The organism is Pseudomonas sp. B329, assembly GCF_023127835.1.
GTDB classification, from domain to species: domain Bacteria; phylum Pseudomonadota; class Gammaproteobacteria; order Pseudomonadales; family Pseudomonadaceae; genus Aquipseudomonas; species Aquipseudomonas synxantha_A.
Genome location: NZ_SPKP01000021.1, coordinates 75212 through 90515, shown reverse-complemented (window position 1 = coordinate 90515; position 15304 = coordinate 75212). Strand labels below are relative to the sequence as shown.

The following is a 15304-nucleotide window of genomic DNA, read 5'->3' as shown; positions in this document are numbered from 1 at the left end:
CGCCTCTTGATTATTGTGATGGACGGTCGATCCGGTTGCCTTGAACCGGCCACGTCACCCTGCTCGTGCTGTCTTAAGAGAGTCTGAAGATCGACTCTCAGGTTGACCTTCTTTCACCTTCAGACTTCGTTAAGAAATGGCTTGGATACTTCGCTCAAACCCATTGAGGGAGGCGTTCGGCCCATGCCCGATTTTGACTGGAACATACCCCTGCCGTTGCATTTCGGCCAAGCTGAAACGCCGCCGTTTACCCTGACGGGTGCGTTGCCGGACGACGCTTTGCGAGCGAAGTTCGAAGCCTTTATCCAGCAGCGTTTCCGCAAGGCCCACGGCGCCGACATCCGCCACTTCATGCCCGAGCTGTTCGGTATGCACAACAGTGAAGGCCAGTTGTGCGCAGTGGCCGGCGTGCGTCGCGCGCACCTTGAGCCGCTGTTTCTGGAGCGGTATCTGGACGAACCGATCGAGCCATTGATCAGCGCGGCGGCTGATCACTCGGTAGACCGAAATGCCATTGTCGAGGTTGGCAACCTGGCGGCCAGCGATACCGGCAGCGCGCGCCTGAGCATCATCGCCATCACCTATCTACTGGCCATGGGTGGCCTGGAATGGGTGACGTTCACCGGCAACATCGGGCTGGTCAACAGCTTCCGTCGTCTCGGCCTGAAACCGGTGACATTGTGCGCCGCTGATCCGGATCGACTGGGTGACGAGCGTCAACATTGGGGCAGTTATTACGAGAGCAAACCCTGGGTGCACGTCGGCGACATCCGCGCCGGGTTCGTCCACCTGCGCAATATCGGCCTGTTCAGCCGCCTGGGTTTGCCGATCCCGATTGAAGGAGCCTGCCATGTCGCTTGAACTGCAACGCTTTCAGGAAACCTTGCGCGAACATGCCCGGCGCAATGACAACGCGACCTCGCTGTGGGGCGATACGCTGAAGCTCGATTACGCCACCCTGTATGCAGAAGTGCTGTATCGCCAGGAGCGCCTGCGCGATGAGCAGGTGCAAGTCGTCGCCCTGGCGCTGGACAACGGCGTCGACGCAATGCTCTGGGATCTGGCGGTATTGTTCGAAGGGTTGACCTGCGTAACGCTGCCGCCGTTTTTCAGCGCGGCACAACGCGCCCATTGTCTGGAGCAGAGTCAGGCCGAACGCGTGATTGCCGAACCGGAGCTGGAGCCCGAACTGCGCGCTGCCGGCTATGAGCAACGCGGCGAGTTCTGGTGCCGCGCCTTCAGTGGCCAAAGACGCATACCGATGGGCACCGCCAAGCTGACCTTCACGTCTGGCACCACCGGCACGCCGAAAGGTGTTTGCCTGAGTGCCGACAGCCTGTTACGGGTCGCACGTGAGTTGGATCAGGCGAGCGAAACCAGCAGCCCGCAACATCACCTGGCACTGCTGCCATTGGCCATTCTATTGGAGAACCTGGGCTGTTATGCCGCGCTGTATGCCGGTGCAATGCTCAGTTTGCCGAGCCAGAAAACCCTCGGCATCCAGGGCGCCAGTGGCGTCGATGTCCCGCACCTGCTGGGTTATCTCGCCGAGCGTGCACCGCAAAGCCTTATTCTGGTGCCACAGCTGTTATTGATGCTGGTCAGCGCCGCCGAACAGCAAGCCTTTGCCCCGCAAACCCTGCGTTTTGCGGCGGTCGGTGGTGCACGTGTGTCCGAAGACTTGCTGCACCGTGCACAACAGGTCGGCTTACCGGTTTTTGAAGGTTACGGTTTGTCTGAATGCGCCTCGGTGGTGTGCCTCAATCGCCCCGGCGCGCACCGCCCCGGCAGCGTCGGTCGGCCACTGCCCCATGTCGAAGTGCGGTTGGCAGAGGACGGTGAAGTGCTGATCAAGGGCTCGATGCTGCTCGGTTATCTAGGGGAAGCACCGTACGCCGATGAGTGGTGGCCGAGCGGCGACCTGGGCGAGTTCGACCCGCAGGGTTTTCTTTATCTCAAGGGCCGCAAGAAGCATCAGTTCGTCACCAGTTACGGGCGCAACGTCAACCCGGAATGGGTCGAGTCCGAGCTGACCCAGCGCCGCCACATCGCCCAGGCGTTCGTTTACGGCGAGTCTATGCCGCGCAATCACGCCTTGCTCTGGCCGCATCGCCCGGATTGCACCGATGCCGAACTAGCCGCTGCCGTCGCCGAAGCCAACGAGGCGTTGCCCGATTACGCCCAGGTGCATCAGTGGACGCGCCTGCCGCACCCCTTCACCGCAGCCAATGGCTTTCTAACCGCCAATGGCCGCCCACGCCGCGACGCCATCGTCGCGCAGTACCACGCCCAATTGACCGAATCCGTTGTCCGGGAGGAATCCGCATCATGAGTTTTTTCGACACCCTGCAAGAAGCCACACAGCATGAACGCCACGAGCTGTTCAACCTGCCGATCATCCTCGATGCGCTGCACGGTAAGGTCAGCCTCGACAGCTATCAGGCTTTTCTCGCACAGGCCTACTATCACGTGCGCCACACCGTGCCGTTGATGATGGCGTGCGGCGCACGTTTACCGACACGTCTGGAATGGCTGCGCAAAGCGGTGTGCGAGTACATCGAAGACGAATACGGCCATGAACAGTGGGTGCTCAACGACATTGCAGCCTGCGGAGGTGATCGCAAGGCCGTGCATGATGGCCAACCCTCGCTGCCGATTGAGCTGATGGTGAGCTACCTTTATGACTTGATCGCCCGAGGCAACCCGGTGGGGCTGTTCGGCATGGTCAATGTGCTCGAAGGCACCAGCATTGCCCTGGCCACACACGCGGCAGGGAGCATTCGGGAGCATCTGTCGTTGCCGGAAACCGCCTTCAGTTACCTGAGTTCTCACGGTTCGCTCGACATCGAACACATGCAAACCTACCGCCGCCTGATGAACCAGTTGGACGATCCTCTGGATCAAGCGGCAGTGATTCATGCATCAAAAGTCGTGTACCGACTGTACACCGACATGTTTCGTGGCCTGCCGCGTGGCGCGGAGGCTGAACATGCAGCTGCGTAACGCGCGCGTGGTGTTGACCGGTGCCAGTGGCGGTATCGGCGTCGCTATCGCTGAAGCGCTGTGCGCCGCGGGTGCGCGAGTATTGGCCGTGGCGCGGCATCAGGAAGCCTTGGCTGCGCTGCTCAAACGCTACCCCGACACCCTGTGCTGGGTCGCGGCTGACCTGACGTTTCTCAGCGACCGACGCAAAGTACTCGCTGCCGCCGAAGCGGTTGGCGGAGTCAATCTGTTGATCAACGCCGCCGGGGTGAATCACTTCGCCATGCTCGAACAGCTCGATGACAGTGACGTCAATACGATGCTCGCGGTGAACATCAGCGCGCCGATCTGCCTGACCAAGCTACTGCTGCCGTCACTAAAGCAGGCCGACAGCGCCATGGTAGTCAACGTCGGCTCGACCTATGGTTCGATCGGCTATGCCGGTTACGCCAGCTATTGCGCGACCAAGTTTGCCCTGCGCGGGTTTTCCGAAGCGTTGCGCCGAGAGCTGGCCGACACCCGGGTCAGCGTGCTCTACGTCGCACCGCGGGCCACCCGCACGTCGATGAACAGCGCGGCGGCGCAAGCCCTCAACGATGCGCTCAAGGCCAACGTCGATGATCCGCAAACCGTGGCCGCGGCGGTGATGCACGCAATTGCCGGTGACCGCCGTGATCTGTATCTGGGCTGGCCCGAACGCTTCTTTGTGCGCCTCAACCATCTACTGCCGCATCTGGTCGATCGAGGTTTGCGAAAGCAGTTGCCCCTGATCCGGCGCTTTAGCGAAAAAACTGACAACGAGACCCTCAAACCATGAAAAAAATCTTCGCGTGCCTGTTGATCGCAACCCTCAGCCAAAGCGTCTGGGCGCTGGAGGCTGCCGACCAGCAACGCCTGAGCAGCATTCAACAAAGCTGGGCGCATATCCAATATGAAGTGGCGGAAAAACAGCGCGCCGCCGCGTTCGAACAGTTGTCCAGCGAAACCCAGTCGTTCACTGCGCAGCGCCCATTGGTGGCCGAAGCCTGGATCTGGAAAGGCATTGTCACCAGCAGTTGGGCCGGTGCCCAGGGAGGGCTCGGAGCGCTGGGCAAAGCCAAGGAAGCCAAGGCCGACCTGGAGAAGTCCCTGACCCTCGACCCCAAGGCTCTGCAAGGCTCGGCCTATACCAGCCTGGCGGCGCTGTATGATCGTGTGCCCGGCTGGCCCATCGGTTTCGGCGACAACGACAAAGCTGAACAACTGCTCAAGCAGGCGCTGCAACTCAACCCCGATGGCATTGACAGCCTGTACTTCTGGGGCGATCACCTCTACCGTCAGAAACACTACGCTGAAGCTAAGGCAGCGCTGCAAAAAGCCCTGCAAGCGGCACCGCGTCCCGGCCGTGAAACGGCAGATGCGGGACGTCGCAAAGAGATCGCCACTGTGCTGGTGGACGTCAACAAGAAACTCGACTGACAGGAGTCCGCGTGCGTTTATTACTGATTGAGGATGATGTGGCGCTAGGTGAAGGCATTCATCAAGCGCTGGGGCGCGAAGGCTACACCGTCGATTGGCTCAAGGACGGCAGCAGCGCGCTGCATGCCCTGCTCAGCGAAACGTTCGATGTTGCTGTGCTGGATCTCGGTTTGCCACGCATGGACGGTCTCGAAGTACTGCGGCGCCTGCGCGACAGCGGCTCGAACCTGCCGGTGTTGATTCTCACCGCCCGCGATGCAACCGAAGATCGCATCGCGGGCCTGGATGCCGGTGCCGACGACTACCTGATCAAACCGTTCGACCTGGCCGAACTCAAGGCGCGATTGCGAGCGTTATTGCGGCGCAGTGCCGGACGCGCGCAAGCGCTGATCGAACATGCCGGCATCATCCTCAACCCCGGCACCCAGCAGGTCAGCTACCAGGGCCATCTCGTAGCACTGACGCCCAAGGAGTATCAGTTGCTGCATGAACTGCTCTCACCTCCGGGCCGGGTGATGACTCGAGACCAACTGATTCAACTGCTCTATGGCTGGAATGAAGAAGCGGAAAGTAACACCCTGGAAGTGCACATCCATCACCTGCGCAAAAAGTTCTCTACTGAGCTGATCCGTACCATTCGAGGTGTGGGCTATCTGGTGGAGGAGCGCTGATGACTTCGATCCGCCGCCGTACATTAACGCTGATCATTGGTTTGCTGCTGGCCGGTCTGGCGGTGCTGAGCGTCTTTAACCTGCACGATAGCAATCATGAAATCGCCGAGGTTTACGATGCTCAACTGGCGCAGAACGCGCGCTTATTGCAAGGCGTGATGCGCATGCCAATGGCGAGCAAGCAGCACGCCGAACTGTACCGGGCCTTCAATACCGCACTGGGCGAAGCGGTGCCGCGCGGCGATGGTCATCCATACGAACGAAAAATTGCTTTTCAGGTGTGGAGCCCCGGCGGGGAGGTGTTGGTGCACACCGCCAGCGCACCCGCCTTCAGTTCACCGCCGACGCAACCGGGTTTCAGTGATGTGGTGGATTTGAACCATCGACATTGGCGCGCCTTCCTTCTTGAAGACCCACAAAACGGCATGCGCATCTGGGTTGGCGAGCGCGATGATGTGCGCGCAGATCTGGTCGACCGCATCGTGCGTCATACGCTATGGCCGAACATCGTCGGCAGTTTACTGCTCGCGGCGATGGTCTGGCTCGCTATAGGCTGGGGCTTAAAGCCCTTGGCAAACATGGCCGAGACCCTGCGTGCCCGCCACAGCGGTTCACTGGAGCCATTGCAACTGGCACCGTTGCCCAGCGAACTTGAGCCCATGCAAGCGGCGCTCAACCGCATGCTCGCGCAGATTCAAGAAGTGCTTGGCCGCGAACGACGCTTCATCGCCGACGCAGCCCACGAAATGCGTACACCACTCGCCGTGCTGCGGGTACACGCGCAAAACCTGCTGGAGGCAGGCACAGAACAGGAACGTCGAGAATCGCTGGAATTCCTTATCTCAGGCGTTGATCGCACCAGCCGACTGGTCAACCAGTTACTGACCATGGCGCGACTGGAACCCAAATCCAATCCGCCACCGCTACAGCGCATCGACCTCAGCGAAACCGTGCGCAACAGCCTCGTGCAACTGTCACCGTGGTTATTGAGCAAAAACCTTGAACTGATATTCGACGTCAGCGACCAGCCCTTTCACGTATTCGCCAACCCCGCCGCCATCGACATCGCGCTGAACAACCTGATCACCAATGCAGCCAATTTCTCTCCCGAACACGGCGCAATCACTGTGCAACTGAGCCAGGCGGATGGCTTCTGTCATTTGACCGTCGACGACCAGGGGCCGGGAATTGACGAGTCATGTAGAGAGCGATTATTTGAGCGTTTCTACAGCCGTGGCACGGCGCAAGGAGCCGGGTTAGGGCTAACCATCGTCAACACCATCGCCACGCGTTTGAATGGACGTATCGAACTGGCAAACCGGGCAGAAGGGGGGTTGAGGGCGACGTTATCAATTCCAGCTACGGAATAATTGCAAAGCATCCAGCCGATTATTTTGTTTCGTATAGGCGGTGAAACATGTTGCGGGGCGGGGGGTGGCAGGTTGGGGGGGACGCTTGGGATAACGAAGCGGCTGGGATGCGGGACGGTTTCAAAGTTTATCGTAGCTGTGAAATTCTTTTGGGGACTGGGTTTTAGGGATGGAAAAAGACGTCTGGGGGACGTCTTTTTTGTTGAGTTGGTGGGCCGGGGTAATCTGAACTGGATTTTTAGGTGCTTGATTTAATTGATTAATATGGGTTTCTGAATTTCTTTGGAATACCAACTGGAATACCGCGAGAAGTTGGATTGAGCAATATGCTTCGTATCCGAGTCTTGCAGAGGGCAGCCAAAAGGATCATCTGTTTAATCGAAACCGGGCAAGCTGAGCATGCCGCCTGTGGTGCGTTTGCCGAAACCGCTGGGCATGAGGACTTTGTGCTTCTTCATCTCCTCGAGTACCGCCAACCATTCGGTTTTGCCGAAGCGCAGCTTGGTGTCGTTCCAGCTATGCATGACTTCGTCCACGATGGCGTCATCGGAAACCGGGCGGCCTTCGAGAATAAAGTCGTTCCAGGCGGCATAGAGCGTCACAGTCATTTCACAACGATCTGTATCCCAGTCCCGCATTAGTTCGATGACCTGCTCAATGGTGGCCCGCTCAGCGGCCGACCAGACGCTGTTATACGCCTGCCTATGCTGCCCTGCTTGGGAAAGCGGGCGGTAAGCATGGCCAACAGTCTCGCGCTCGATGCGTTCATACCACTGATGGTTTAGCATCTCGCCTTCGACCTTATTCATCAACTGGCGGTCATGTGGGCCGGCAGCATCGCGGAGATACTCGCCTTGTATCGCTGCGAGCTTGGCAACATGTTCAACCAGGTAAATCACCTTTTGCAGCTTGCGCTGACCAAATGTCCGTTGGCCGTGCAGCTGGTGAGTGATTTCGGCGGCGAGCAAAGTGCGCCCAATTAGCCGATCCGGAACAATTAGTACTCGCTGGCTATCATCGGTAAGGGCGCGCTCGACCAGAGCGCTAGCCAGCTGTTCGTTCAGTTGGCGGGCCTGATTCAGATAGGAGTTTAGGTGGTCACAGAGGACCGTAAGTCGGTCGACTTTTGCGACGATACGGTGCATTTCATTTGCAGGCGGTAATGGCACACACAGTAATCCAAGAATTTCCAAGTTGATATTTTTCTGAGCGGTAGATGGTGCGAAGTCCTCAAGATGTGACTTTGCAGTGCGTAGGAAAAACTCAAAATAACGAACGTCTAGCTCGGGAAAATCAGGAGTGAAACCCACAACGCTGTCGGGGAAACAGGCGTCGAAACCGAGAACGGCACTGTCACCAATATTCGCCGCAATGGTGATGCACATGGTACCAGTAGGCCACAAGCGACTTTGCTCAACACCTTTAGCGTTGTATAGAGCGCTGTATGTTTTAACTACTCCGTTGGCCCGAGCAACATCGCCTGTTTGAATCAAAGGAACATTTCCCTCCGTATACAGAGATGGGTCATTTCGAGGTCGATGCCTCGACTTACCTCGGGCGAGTTCGCCCACTGCCGGTAAAGTTACCCATGCCCAATTGCTCGGTAGTTCAAAGGGCTTTTCTACCTCGGAAATATCCGCGATAGATTTCTGCTTTTTATCCCGATGGTTTAAGCGAGTATTTGAAATGCGTTCAAGCAGCTTGCTGGCGGGCTCATCGTTTTGATCTTGCGGTACTAACTTGCCCATGACGGCCAATTGCAGCAGGGTCTGTTTGAGGGCGTTGATGCTGGAGGTTGTGGCGAACAAGGTGTGGAAGTGTTCAGCCAGGCGCTGCCAGTTGGTGGCGAAATCGGTGGCGTCGCTGGCTTGCGTTAGGCTGTCGAGCAGCGCTTGCACCAGTTGGGCGTGGGCGCTTCCGGCGTCGGCCTGCTGGGCTTCTAGGCGGGCGCACAGAGCCATCAGTTCATCGACTTTAGCGACGATACGGTGTTGTTCAGCGAGTGGAGGGATGGCAAACGGCAAGGGGCGAAGCTTTGCCAGAGACACATTGGCAATGTTCGTGGTTTGGCTCGCGCTCTCAATTAAGACGCTCCGAGCATGAGGCGTACGCAGTAGTGCCATTACAAATCGAGGTTCGATCAGCACTGGGCGTAGAACGCCGAGAAATCCACCGAATGTTGTTGGCTGATCAAGCGATGAACCAATCAGAGCAACTTTTCCTACTAGTTCCCGGCTGTTTGCCATCGACATAACAATGTCATGCGGCTGGACGTACTGATCTGGTCGAGAGATAAAACTGTCGCGAATGTAAAGCAGATCGTCCCATTCAATTTCGTTCTGTACGTTTGCAGTTCGTAGGCAAGCAACACGTCCGCACTCTGGAACTCTCGACTTCTCGCTGGCAGGGAAAGTAATTCCACGAACGATCTCGACGACCTGACCAAGGGAGGCGACGGCCCAGGTAGACGGTATTGGGTAAGAAATTTCGGCTACTGAGTCATCTACTGTCTTTCCTTTCTTGATCGCCCCTTCAGACATCAATCGTGCTTTTTCCTCCGCAATCCGCTTCAGTAAATCGCTGGCCGGCTCATCGCTTGGGTCTTGCGCCACTAACTTGCCGCGCACTGCGAGCTCCAGAATTAGTTCACGCAATTTCTTAATGCCATTGGGCGCGCCGGCCAACAGCGGCAGTTTATCGGTGAGTAACGCCGTCATACCTGACGCTCCAAGGCTTCAGCCAGCACTGCTTTGAGTTGGTCGCGCAGATCATTGATTTCGATTTGCAGGTTGGCGTAGTTGCGCAGCAGTTCGTTCGGGTCATGGCTGATCTGCTCGCCGATATGCGGGTTTTTGCAGTCCAGGTTCCAGTTGCGCGCTTGCAGGTCTTCGACACTGACCTTCCAGGCGAATTCGCACTCTACCCGTGCAGCAAAACCGTCGGTCTCTTTGCCCCACCAGGCCTCTTCAACGGCGAACTCTTCGATACGCATGGGGCGGGTCTTGGAGTAATTCTTCACACCGGCCGGATACTGGTGCTCGTAGAACCAAACCTGTTTGGTCGGTGTGCCCTTGGTGAAGAACAGCAGGTTGGTCTTGATGCCGGTATAGGGATTGAACACGCCGTTGGGCAGGCGAACGATGGTGTGCAGGTTGCACTCGGTGAGCAGCTTTTCCTTGATGCGGCTTTTGATGCCTTCGCCAAACAGAAAGCCATCGGGCAGCACCACAGCGGCGCGGCCACCGTCTTTGAGCAGCTGCATGATCAGCACTAAAAACAGGTCTGCGGTCTCACGAGTGCGAAAGGCCGCAGGGAAGTTGGTTTCGATGCCGTCTTCTTCCATGCCACCGAACGGCGGATTGGCGACGATGCAGTGCACGCGCTCGCTTGGCCCCCAACTGATCAGCGGTTTGCTCAGGGTATTGTCGTGGCGAATCTGGTTGGGCACCTCAATGCCGTGCAGGATCATGTTCGTGGTGGCCAGCAGGTGCGGCAGCGGCTTTTTCTCCACGCCGAAAATGCTGGCCTGCAGGGTGCGTTCGTCTTCGGCGGTTTTTACATAGCGGCTGCGTTTGTGTTCGATGGCACAGGTGAGAAAACCGCCGGTGCCGCAGGCCGGGTCCATGACCTTTTCGTCCAACTTGGGATCAACCATGCGCACCATAAATTCGGTGACAGGGCGCGGGGTGTAGAACTCACCGGCGTTGCCAGCGTTCTGCAGATCGCGCAGCAGTTGCTCGTAGAGGTTGCCGAACTCGTGGCGCTCCTGGGCTTTGTTGAAGTCCACGCCTTCCTGAATCTTGTTGATCACCTGGCGCAGCAACTGGCCGGATTTCATGTAGTTGTAGGCGTCTTCAAACACGCCGCGCACCACAAAGGCGGAGGGCGTGTTGCTGTACTCGTGCAGGTTCTGCAGCTGCGGGAACAGGTTATTATCGATGAAGTCCTTCAGCGCATCGCCGGTCATGCCTTCCGGGTCGGCGGCCCAGGTGCGCCAACGGCAGCTTTCGGGGATGGGCGAGCGGTAGTTGTCGTCCATCAGTTCCCATTCCAGCTCGCGGTCATCGAAGATCTTCAGGAACAGTAGCCAGACCAACTGGCCGATACGCTGGGCGTCGCCATCGACGCCCACGTCTTTGCGCATGATGTCCTGGATGGATTTGATGGTTGAGCTGATGGACATGGGTATCTCACTGAGGTGCTGCAAAAAAGGATTCGTGGCGCTAGGCAGCAAGTTGCTGCTTAGGCCGAGTAACGGGGTGGCACTTTAACTGGCGTAAAGCTCGTCTTCCAGTTCATGGATGGCCTTGTTGTAGCCAGCCTTGCCGCCAAATGCCTTGACCAGTTCGATGGGCGCACCTATTCGGCTGAAGGGGTCTAGCTGGAGGATTTTGATGTCCTCGATATGCTCGATACCGGTGTCGGCATATTTATCCAGCAACGCTTCGAGTACTTGGCGTGCTGCGCCGGAATACCTGGCGAAGTAGTTGCGCTTTTTCACCTGCTCGGCGCGCTCTTTACGCGACAGTGGCGGTTGGTCGAAGGCGACGTGACAGATCAGGTCGAATGGATCGAGGGGCTTGCCCTGTTTCTTTTCCACTTCCTCGGCCAGGGCTTCCCACATCACACCCTGGGCGGCCATTTCGTCGATGATGGCTTTCTTCTGTTCGGCATCACTCCAGCGCCGAAAAAAGTCATCCAGCGAGGCGAACTGCTTTTGTACGCAGGTGCGGGTGTAGTCGTGCAGCGATTCGGTGATCAGTCGGCCATCCGGGCCGTAATACTGCACACGCTCGGCGATGACATAAATCGGGACGTTGTCGATGACATATTTGATGCGTTTTTTGCCCTCTTCTTCGCCGGTGAAATCCAGGTCATCACCCTCGTTATCGTTGCCTGCGCTGATGCCATCTTCATCGGCAAGCGGGTCATCCGGCGGTACGGGGGAGTCATCGCCTTCTGGGGCGTAGATCACTACTGGGTCGCCGTCGAAGGCCGGGTCGGCAAACAGCTCGGTGGCCTTTTTGAAGTCCATGATGGTGAACCAGTACTTGCCGTAGTCCTCGTTGATGCGAGTGCCGCGACCGATGATTTGCTTGAACTCGGTCATCGATTTGATGTGCTGGTCGAGCACGATCAGCTTGCAGGTCTGAGCATCGACGCCGGTGGTCATCAGCTTGCTGGTGGTGGCAATCACCGGGTAGCGTTCTTCCGGGTTGATGAAGTTATCCAGCTCAGCCTTGCCTTCCTGATCATCGCCGGTGATACGCATGACGTATTTGCGATTCTCGGCCACACGCTCGGGGTTGAGGTTGACCAGTGCCTGGCGCATGCGCTCGGCGTGGTTGATGTCGTCGCAGAAGATGATGGTTTTCTGAAACGGATCGGTGGCCTTGAGGAGTTCGGTGACCTTCTGCGCCACCAGTTGGGTGCGCGCCTCGATCACCAGGGTGCGATCCATATCCTTGAGGTTGTAGATGCGGTCTTCGATCAGCTCGCCATTCTTATCGAGCATGCCTTTGGGTGGCCGCCAGCCTTGCAGGTCTTTATCGAAGTCAATACGCACCACTTTGTAGGGGGCGAGAAAGCCGTCTTCGATGCCTTGCTTCAAGGTATAGCTGTAAATCGGTTCACCGAAGTAGGTGATGCTGGATACCTCATTGGTCTCCTTCGGTGTGGCGGTAAGGCCGACATGGGTGGCACTGGAGAAATAGTCGAGGATTTCACGCCAGGCGGAATCCTCGGAGGCGCTGCCACGGTGACATTCGTCGATCACGATCAGGTCGAAGAAGTCGCGGGAGAACTGCTTGTAGATGTTCATTTCTTCATCAGTGCCGGTGACGGCCTGATAGAGCGACAGGTAGATCTCGTAGGAGGTATCGATCTGGCGTTTGGCGATTTTGGTCATCGCCTGGCCGAAGGGCTTGAAGTCGTTGTTCTTGGTCTGGTCGACCAGGATGTTGCGGTCGGCCAGAAACAGGATGCGTTTCTTCTGTTTCGATTTCCACAGCCGCCAGATGATTTGGAAGGCGGTGTATGTTTTTCCGGTACCCGTGGCCATCACCAGCAGGATTCGGTCCTGGCCGCGCGCCACAGCCTCGACGGTGCGATTGATGGCATTCATCTGGTAATAGCGAGGCATGCGCCCGGAGCCGTCGTCGTAGTAGGGCGCTTCGATCTTGTGTTGGGCTGTTGTATCCAGCCCCTTCCACTGGCAGTAGCGGTGCCAAAGTTCGGCAGGGCTGGGGAATTGATCAAGGGTAAGTTCGGTTTCTACCTGGCCGCCTGTGCCACTGCGGTCGTGAAACAGGAAGCCATCGCCATTGCTGGAGAACACGAACGGTACGTCCAGGGCCTCTGCATAGCCCAGGGCTTGCTGCATGCCGGAGCCAACGGAGTGCTTGTTGTCCTTCGCCTCGATTACAGCGATAGGCAGGTTGGCCTGATGGTAGAGGATGAAGTCTGCGCGGCGTGCTTCGCCGCGGCTGTGCAGTTTACCCCGGACGATGATGCGGCCTTTGGTAAAGCTGACTTCCTCGCGCACCTGCTTATGCATGTCCCATCCAGCTTGCTGAACGGCTGGGGCGATGTACTTGCTGCAGATGTCCCGCTCGGAAAGCGACTTTTTGTCCATAACCCCAATTCCCTTTCAAGCCGGCCTGGTCGCTCCATTCCGGCACTGCTGATCGTGCTCGATGGGCGTAAATGTACCTTGTTTGATGGTGGCACGGGGGAAGATCAGATTTTGGTGGTTGAAGCTGTAGGCAAGATGAGTCGAGGCCATGACAGCGCGAGTGTTTTGCGTCGTCCCGATTCCTTTATCTTGGATCGTTCTCTGCAGCGGGCTGAAGATGGCTAGGGTGGATAGGGCCACAAGCGAATCGTTGGTACTGAATTAACTTCCGTCGGCGTACATAACCAATTTGGCGGAGCATGTTCGGTCGTTCCCGATCCATGTAGGCCGCTGGAAACAGCGCCGGATCGTAGGGGATGGCGTCCAGCACGTCGATTCCATATTCGACATAAACACGCTTGCCGAGCGGTGTCAGGGCCAAGGCCTTAATTCGATGGATATGCTCTGATATGACTCGATACCCATCATGAACGAGCAAGTCGCGCAGGTAGTGGTTCGATGCGCGTAGTGCGATCTTCACTCGCACTGACTCCCGGTGCTTTCGATCCTGCCAGTAAGCGAATAGATTGAACAAACGGGACTTTAAACACGTGATGGGGTCGATGACGGCGACCTGCACACCTTCGATATCCAGGACGGATAAATACTTGAAAATCTCTTTTTTGGGCGCGCCCCCTACGCTGTCCATTTCCAGGATATCGACGATGACCTCTTTACCGTCAACCCAGTCAATGTACGCGGCGGCAATATTTATCGTGTTGTCGTCCATCTTCGCCTTGCGAAAAGGGACGCCCATCATCTGGGCGCAATAATCAATAGAGTTGGGCTTGCCGATAAAGTCCAAGTCATCGCTAGTGACGAATCCGACATCCTCGCCTGTCATTTCGTCGATGAGGTATTGCCGGGCCCAAAGCGTAAGCGATTGCCCGCCAACGATCACAAGGCCGTAATCGGTGACAGCCGATTGAATTGAGGGACGGTAGACGCGCTGAATTAGATCGAGCAGGAAAGCGAAGAGCTCTGAACGTTCAAGTAGGGCGAACGGAGCGTCTTCGTTTACCGCTTCGGGCATCAGTTGCTTAGCGCAGAGAATCGTTGTGGGCGAGCGATTGAAGCAGAGTTGCCACGAAGGGCGGCTTTGGCACGGGCAGCAGCCATTTCAAGCATCTGAGGGTCAGCTGCATAGACAGCATCAACCTGGCGGTCACGTGAGCTGCTTTTTAGGCTCATCATTTCCGCAAAGCTAAGGTCTTTTGAATGCTGGTGGCCGCTGATCATGGCGAAAGTACCCGTAAGGGGGAATAGACTTGGACTGAAGGTTAGCACATCCAGTTGGCGCAATTACAGGTGAAGAGCAGTGGCTGCAAGGCTTTAGCCGACGAAATGCATAGTCATCAGGCCGTCCAGGCGCCGAGGGCCTGTTACACAGACCCTCGGCGCCTGGACTGCGCATATCGAGCGAAGCGCCACGATCTTTATCGAGATAACCAGTTGTCAAGATAAAAGTCAAGATGAAGGGACGCCCAACTCAGCTGAACCATAAAAATCGTTCGCACGAGGCAGCACTCTATGTCTGCTCACAATTGGACACTTGCGTACTGCCTGTGAATGTCAGCGTATCCAGCACCCTCTCCAGTAACAACTCACCCAAAACGACTAGTTGCTGAGCAGCCAGCAGCTTGTGGCGGTGCGAGCCCTCTAGCTCAAATGCCAGATCTGTGGTCATAGCGTTCAGCGAAGCGAGGGTTTCACTGGCTTGGACCAGCAGGGTTTCGGTGGGGATGTCTGGGGCGAGGGTAAAGAGGGTCGTTGGCGGATTGGGGGTAATCTTTTTCATGAGGAAGCTCCCACACTGTTTAATGGAGCTACCACCCCCTGCTGTCAAACAGGATTGGGTGGCAGCTGTACGCAGGTTGACAGACCGGAAGTGTAGGAACCCGGCGCACCCGAAGATGCCCCACGCACAGCCGCCATGAACGAGTCGGAATGCGTAGTGCATGCCGCTTTACCAAAGGGGTGTGAAGGTTACACTTTTCGGCCTGTCAAAGCCGGTCGCTGATGAGCAGCGACGAGGAAAATTTAGCGTGATGGAGGGGGCTGCGCCAGTTCATCAATGGCGCGAAATGTTGAAGGAAAAATCCGAAGGCCCGTCAGTCGGGCCTTTTAAACCCCAGAAACGACAAAACCCG

At 57.1% G+C, this 15304-nt stretch carries 14 protein-coding genes; 8 read left to right on the top strand and 6 right to left on the bottom strand.

Annotated features, from left to right (window positions below; translation table 11 throughout):
* Positions 1-183: 183 nt before the first annotated feature.
* Genes E4P00_RS12790 through E4P00_RS12760 form a run of 7 tightly spaced genes read left to right on the top strand, consistent with a single transcriptional unit; the run spans position 184 to position 6481 of the window.
* Entirely contained in the window at positions 184-861 is a 678-nt protein-coding gene (locus E4P00_RS12790) for a thermostable hemolysin (RefSeq protein WP_248131655.1), read from the top strand.
* Positions 851-2332: an AMP-binding protein gene (locus tag E4P00_RS12785; RefSeq protein ID WP_078822362.1), complete on the top strand. Its 1482-nt coding sequence runs from the start codon at positions 851-853 to the stop codon at positions 2330-2332. The genes E4P00_RS12790 and E4P00_RS12785 overlap by 11 nt, the downstream gene beginning before the upstream one ends.
* A complete protein-coding gene (locus E4P00_RS12780) occupies positions 2329-3003 on the top strand; it encodes an iron-containing redox enzyme family protein (RefSeq protein ID WP_228308991.1) in 675 nt (224 codons plus the stop codon). Before E4P00_RS12785 ends, E4P00_RS12780 begins: the two co-directional genes overlap by 4 nt.
* Entirely contained in the window at positions 2990-3799 is an 810-nt protein-coding gene (locus E4P00_RS12775) for an SDR family oxidoreductase (protein WP_248131653.1), read from the top strand. The genes E4P00_RS12780 and E4P00_RS12775 overlap by 14 nt, the downstream gene beginning before the upstream one ends.
* Entirely contained in the window at positions 3796-4440 is a 645-nt protein-coding gene (locus tag E4P00_RS12770; RefSeq protein WP_248131651.1) for a tetratricopeptide repeat protein, read from the top strand. Before E4P00_RS12775 ends, E4P00_RS12770 begins: the two co-directional genes overlap by 4 nt.
* An 11-nt stretch (positions 4441-4451) precedes the next feature.
* A complete protein-coding gene (locus E4P00_RS12765; RefSeq protein WP_216092118.1) occupies positions 4452-5111 on the top strand; it encodes a response regulator in 660 nt (219 codons plus the stop codon).
* On the top strand, positions 5111-6481 hold the full coding sequence (locus E4P00_RS12760; RefSeq protein ID WP_078822357.1) for an ATP-binding protein: 1371 nt from the start codon (positions 5111-5113) through the stop codon (positions 6479-6481). The genes E4P00_RS12765 and E4P00_RS12760 overlap by 1 nt, the downstream gene beginning before the upstream one ends.
* Before the next feature lie 374 nt (positions 6482-6855).
* Here the strand turns inward: E4P00_RS12760 and E4P00_RS12755 are convergent, their stop codons facing one another.
* The 6 genes from E4P00_RS12755 to E4P00_RS12730 form a co-directional block, all read right to left on the bottom strand.
* Complete coding sequence (locus tag E4P00_RS12755; protein ID WP_248131649.1) at positions 6856-9198, bottom strand: restriction endonuclease subunit S; 2343 nt, start codon at positions 9196-9198, stop codon at positions 6856-6858.
* Complete coding sequence (locus E4P00_RS12750) at positions 9195-10664, bottom strand: class I SAM-dependent DNA methyltransferase (RefSeq protein ID WP_248131647.1); 1470 nt, start codon at positions 10662-10664, stop codon at positions 9195-9197. Before E4P00_RS12750 ends, E4P00_RS12755 begins: the two co-directional genes overlap by 4 nt.
* A gap of 84 nt (positions 10665-10748) precedes the next feature.
* Positions 10749-13115 carry a DEAD/DEAH box helicase family protein gene (locus E4P00_RS12745; protein WP_248131645.1) on the bottom strand — a complete coding sequence of 789 codons (2367 nt, stop codon included), beginning with the start codon at positions 13113-13115 and terminating at the stop codon, positions 10749-10751.
* A gap of 184 nt (positions 13116-13299) precedes the next feature.
* On the bottom strand, positions 13300-14187 hold the full coding sequence (locus E4P00_RS12740) for a hypothetical protein (protein WP_248131644.1): 888 nt from the start codon (positions 14185-14187) through the stop codon (positions 13300-13302).
* Complete coding sequence (locus E4P00_RS12735; protein ID WP_130925956.1) at positions 14187-14393, bottom strand: hypothetical protein; 207 nt, start codon at positions 14391-14393, stop codon at positions 14187-14189. Before E4P00_RS12735 ends, E4P00_RS12740 begins: the two co-directional genes overlap by 1 nt.
* Positions 14394-14682: 289 nt before the next feature.
* Positions 14683-14952: a DUF6124 family protein gene (locus E4P00_RS12730; RefSeq protein WP_034117832.1), complete on the bottom strand. Its 270-nt coding sequence runs from the start codon at positions 14950-14952 to the stop codon at positions 14683-14685.
* Positions 14953-15112: 160 nt separating this feature from the next.
* Between E4P00_RS12730 and E4P00_RS12725 the strand changes: the two genes are divergently transcribed.
* On the top strand, positions 15113-15304 hold a 192-nt coding region (locus tag E4P00_RS12725; protein WP_248131642.1), incomplete at its 3' end, for a hypothetical protein.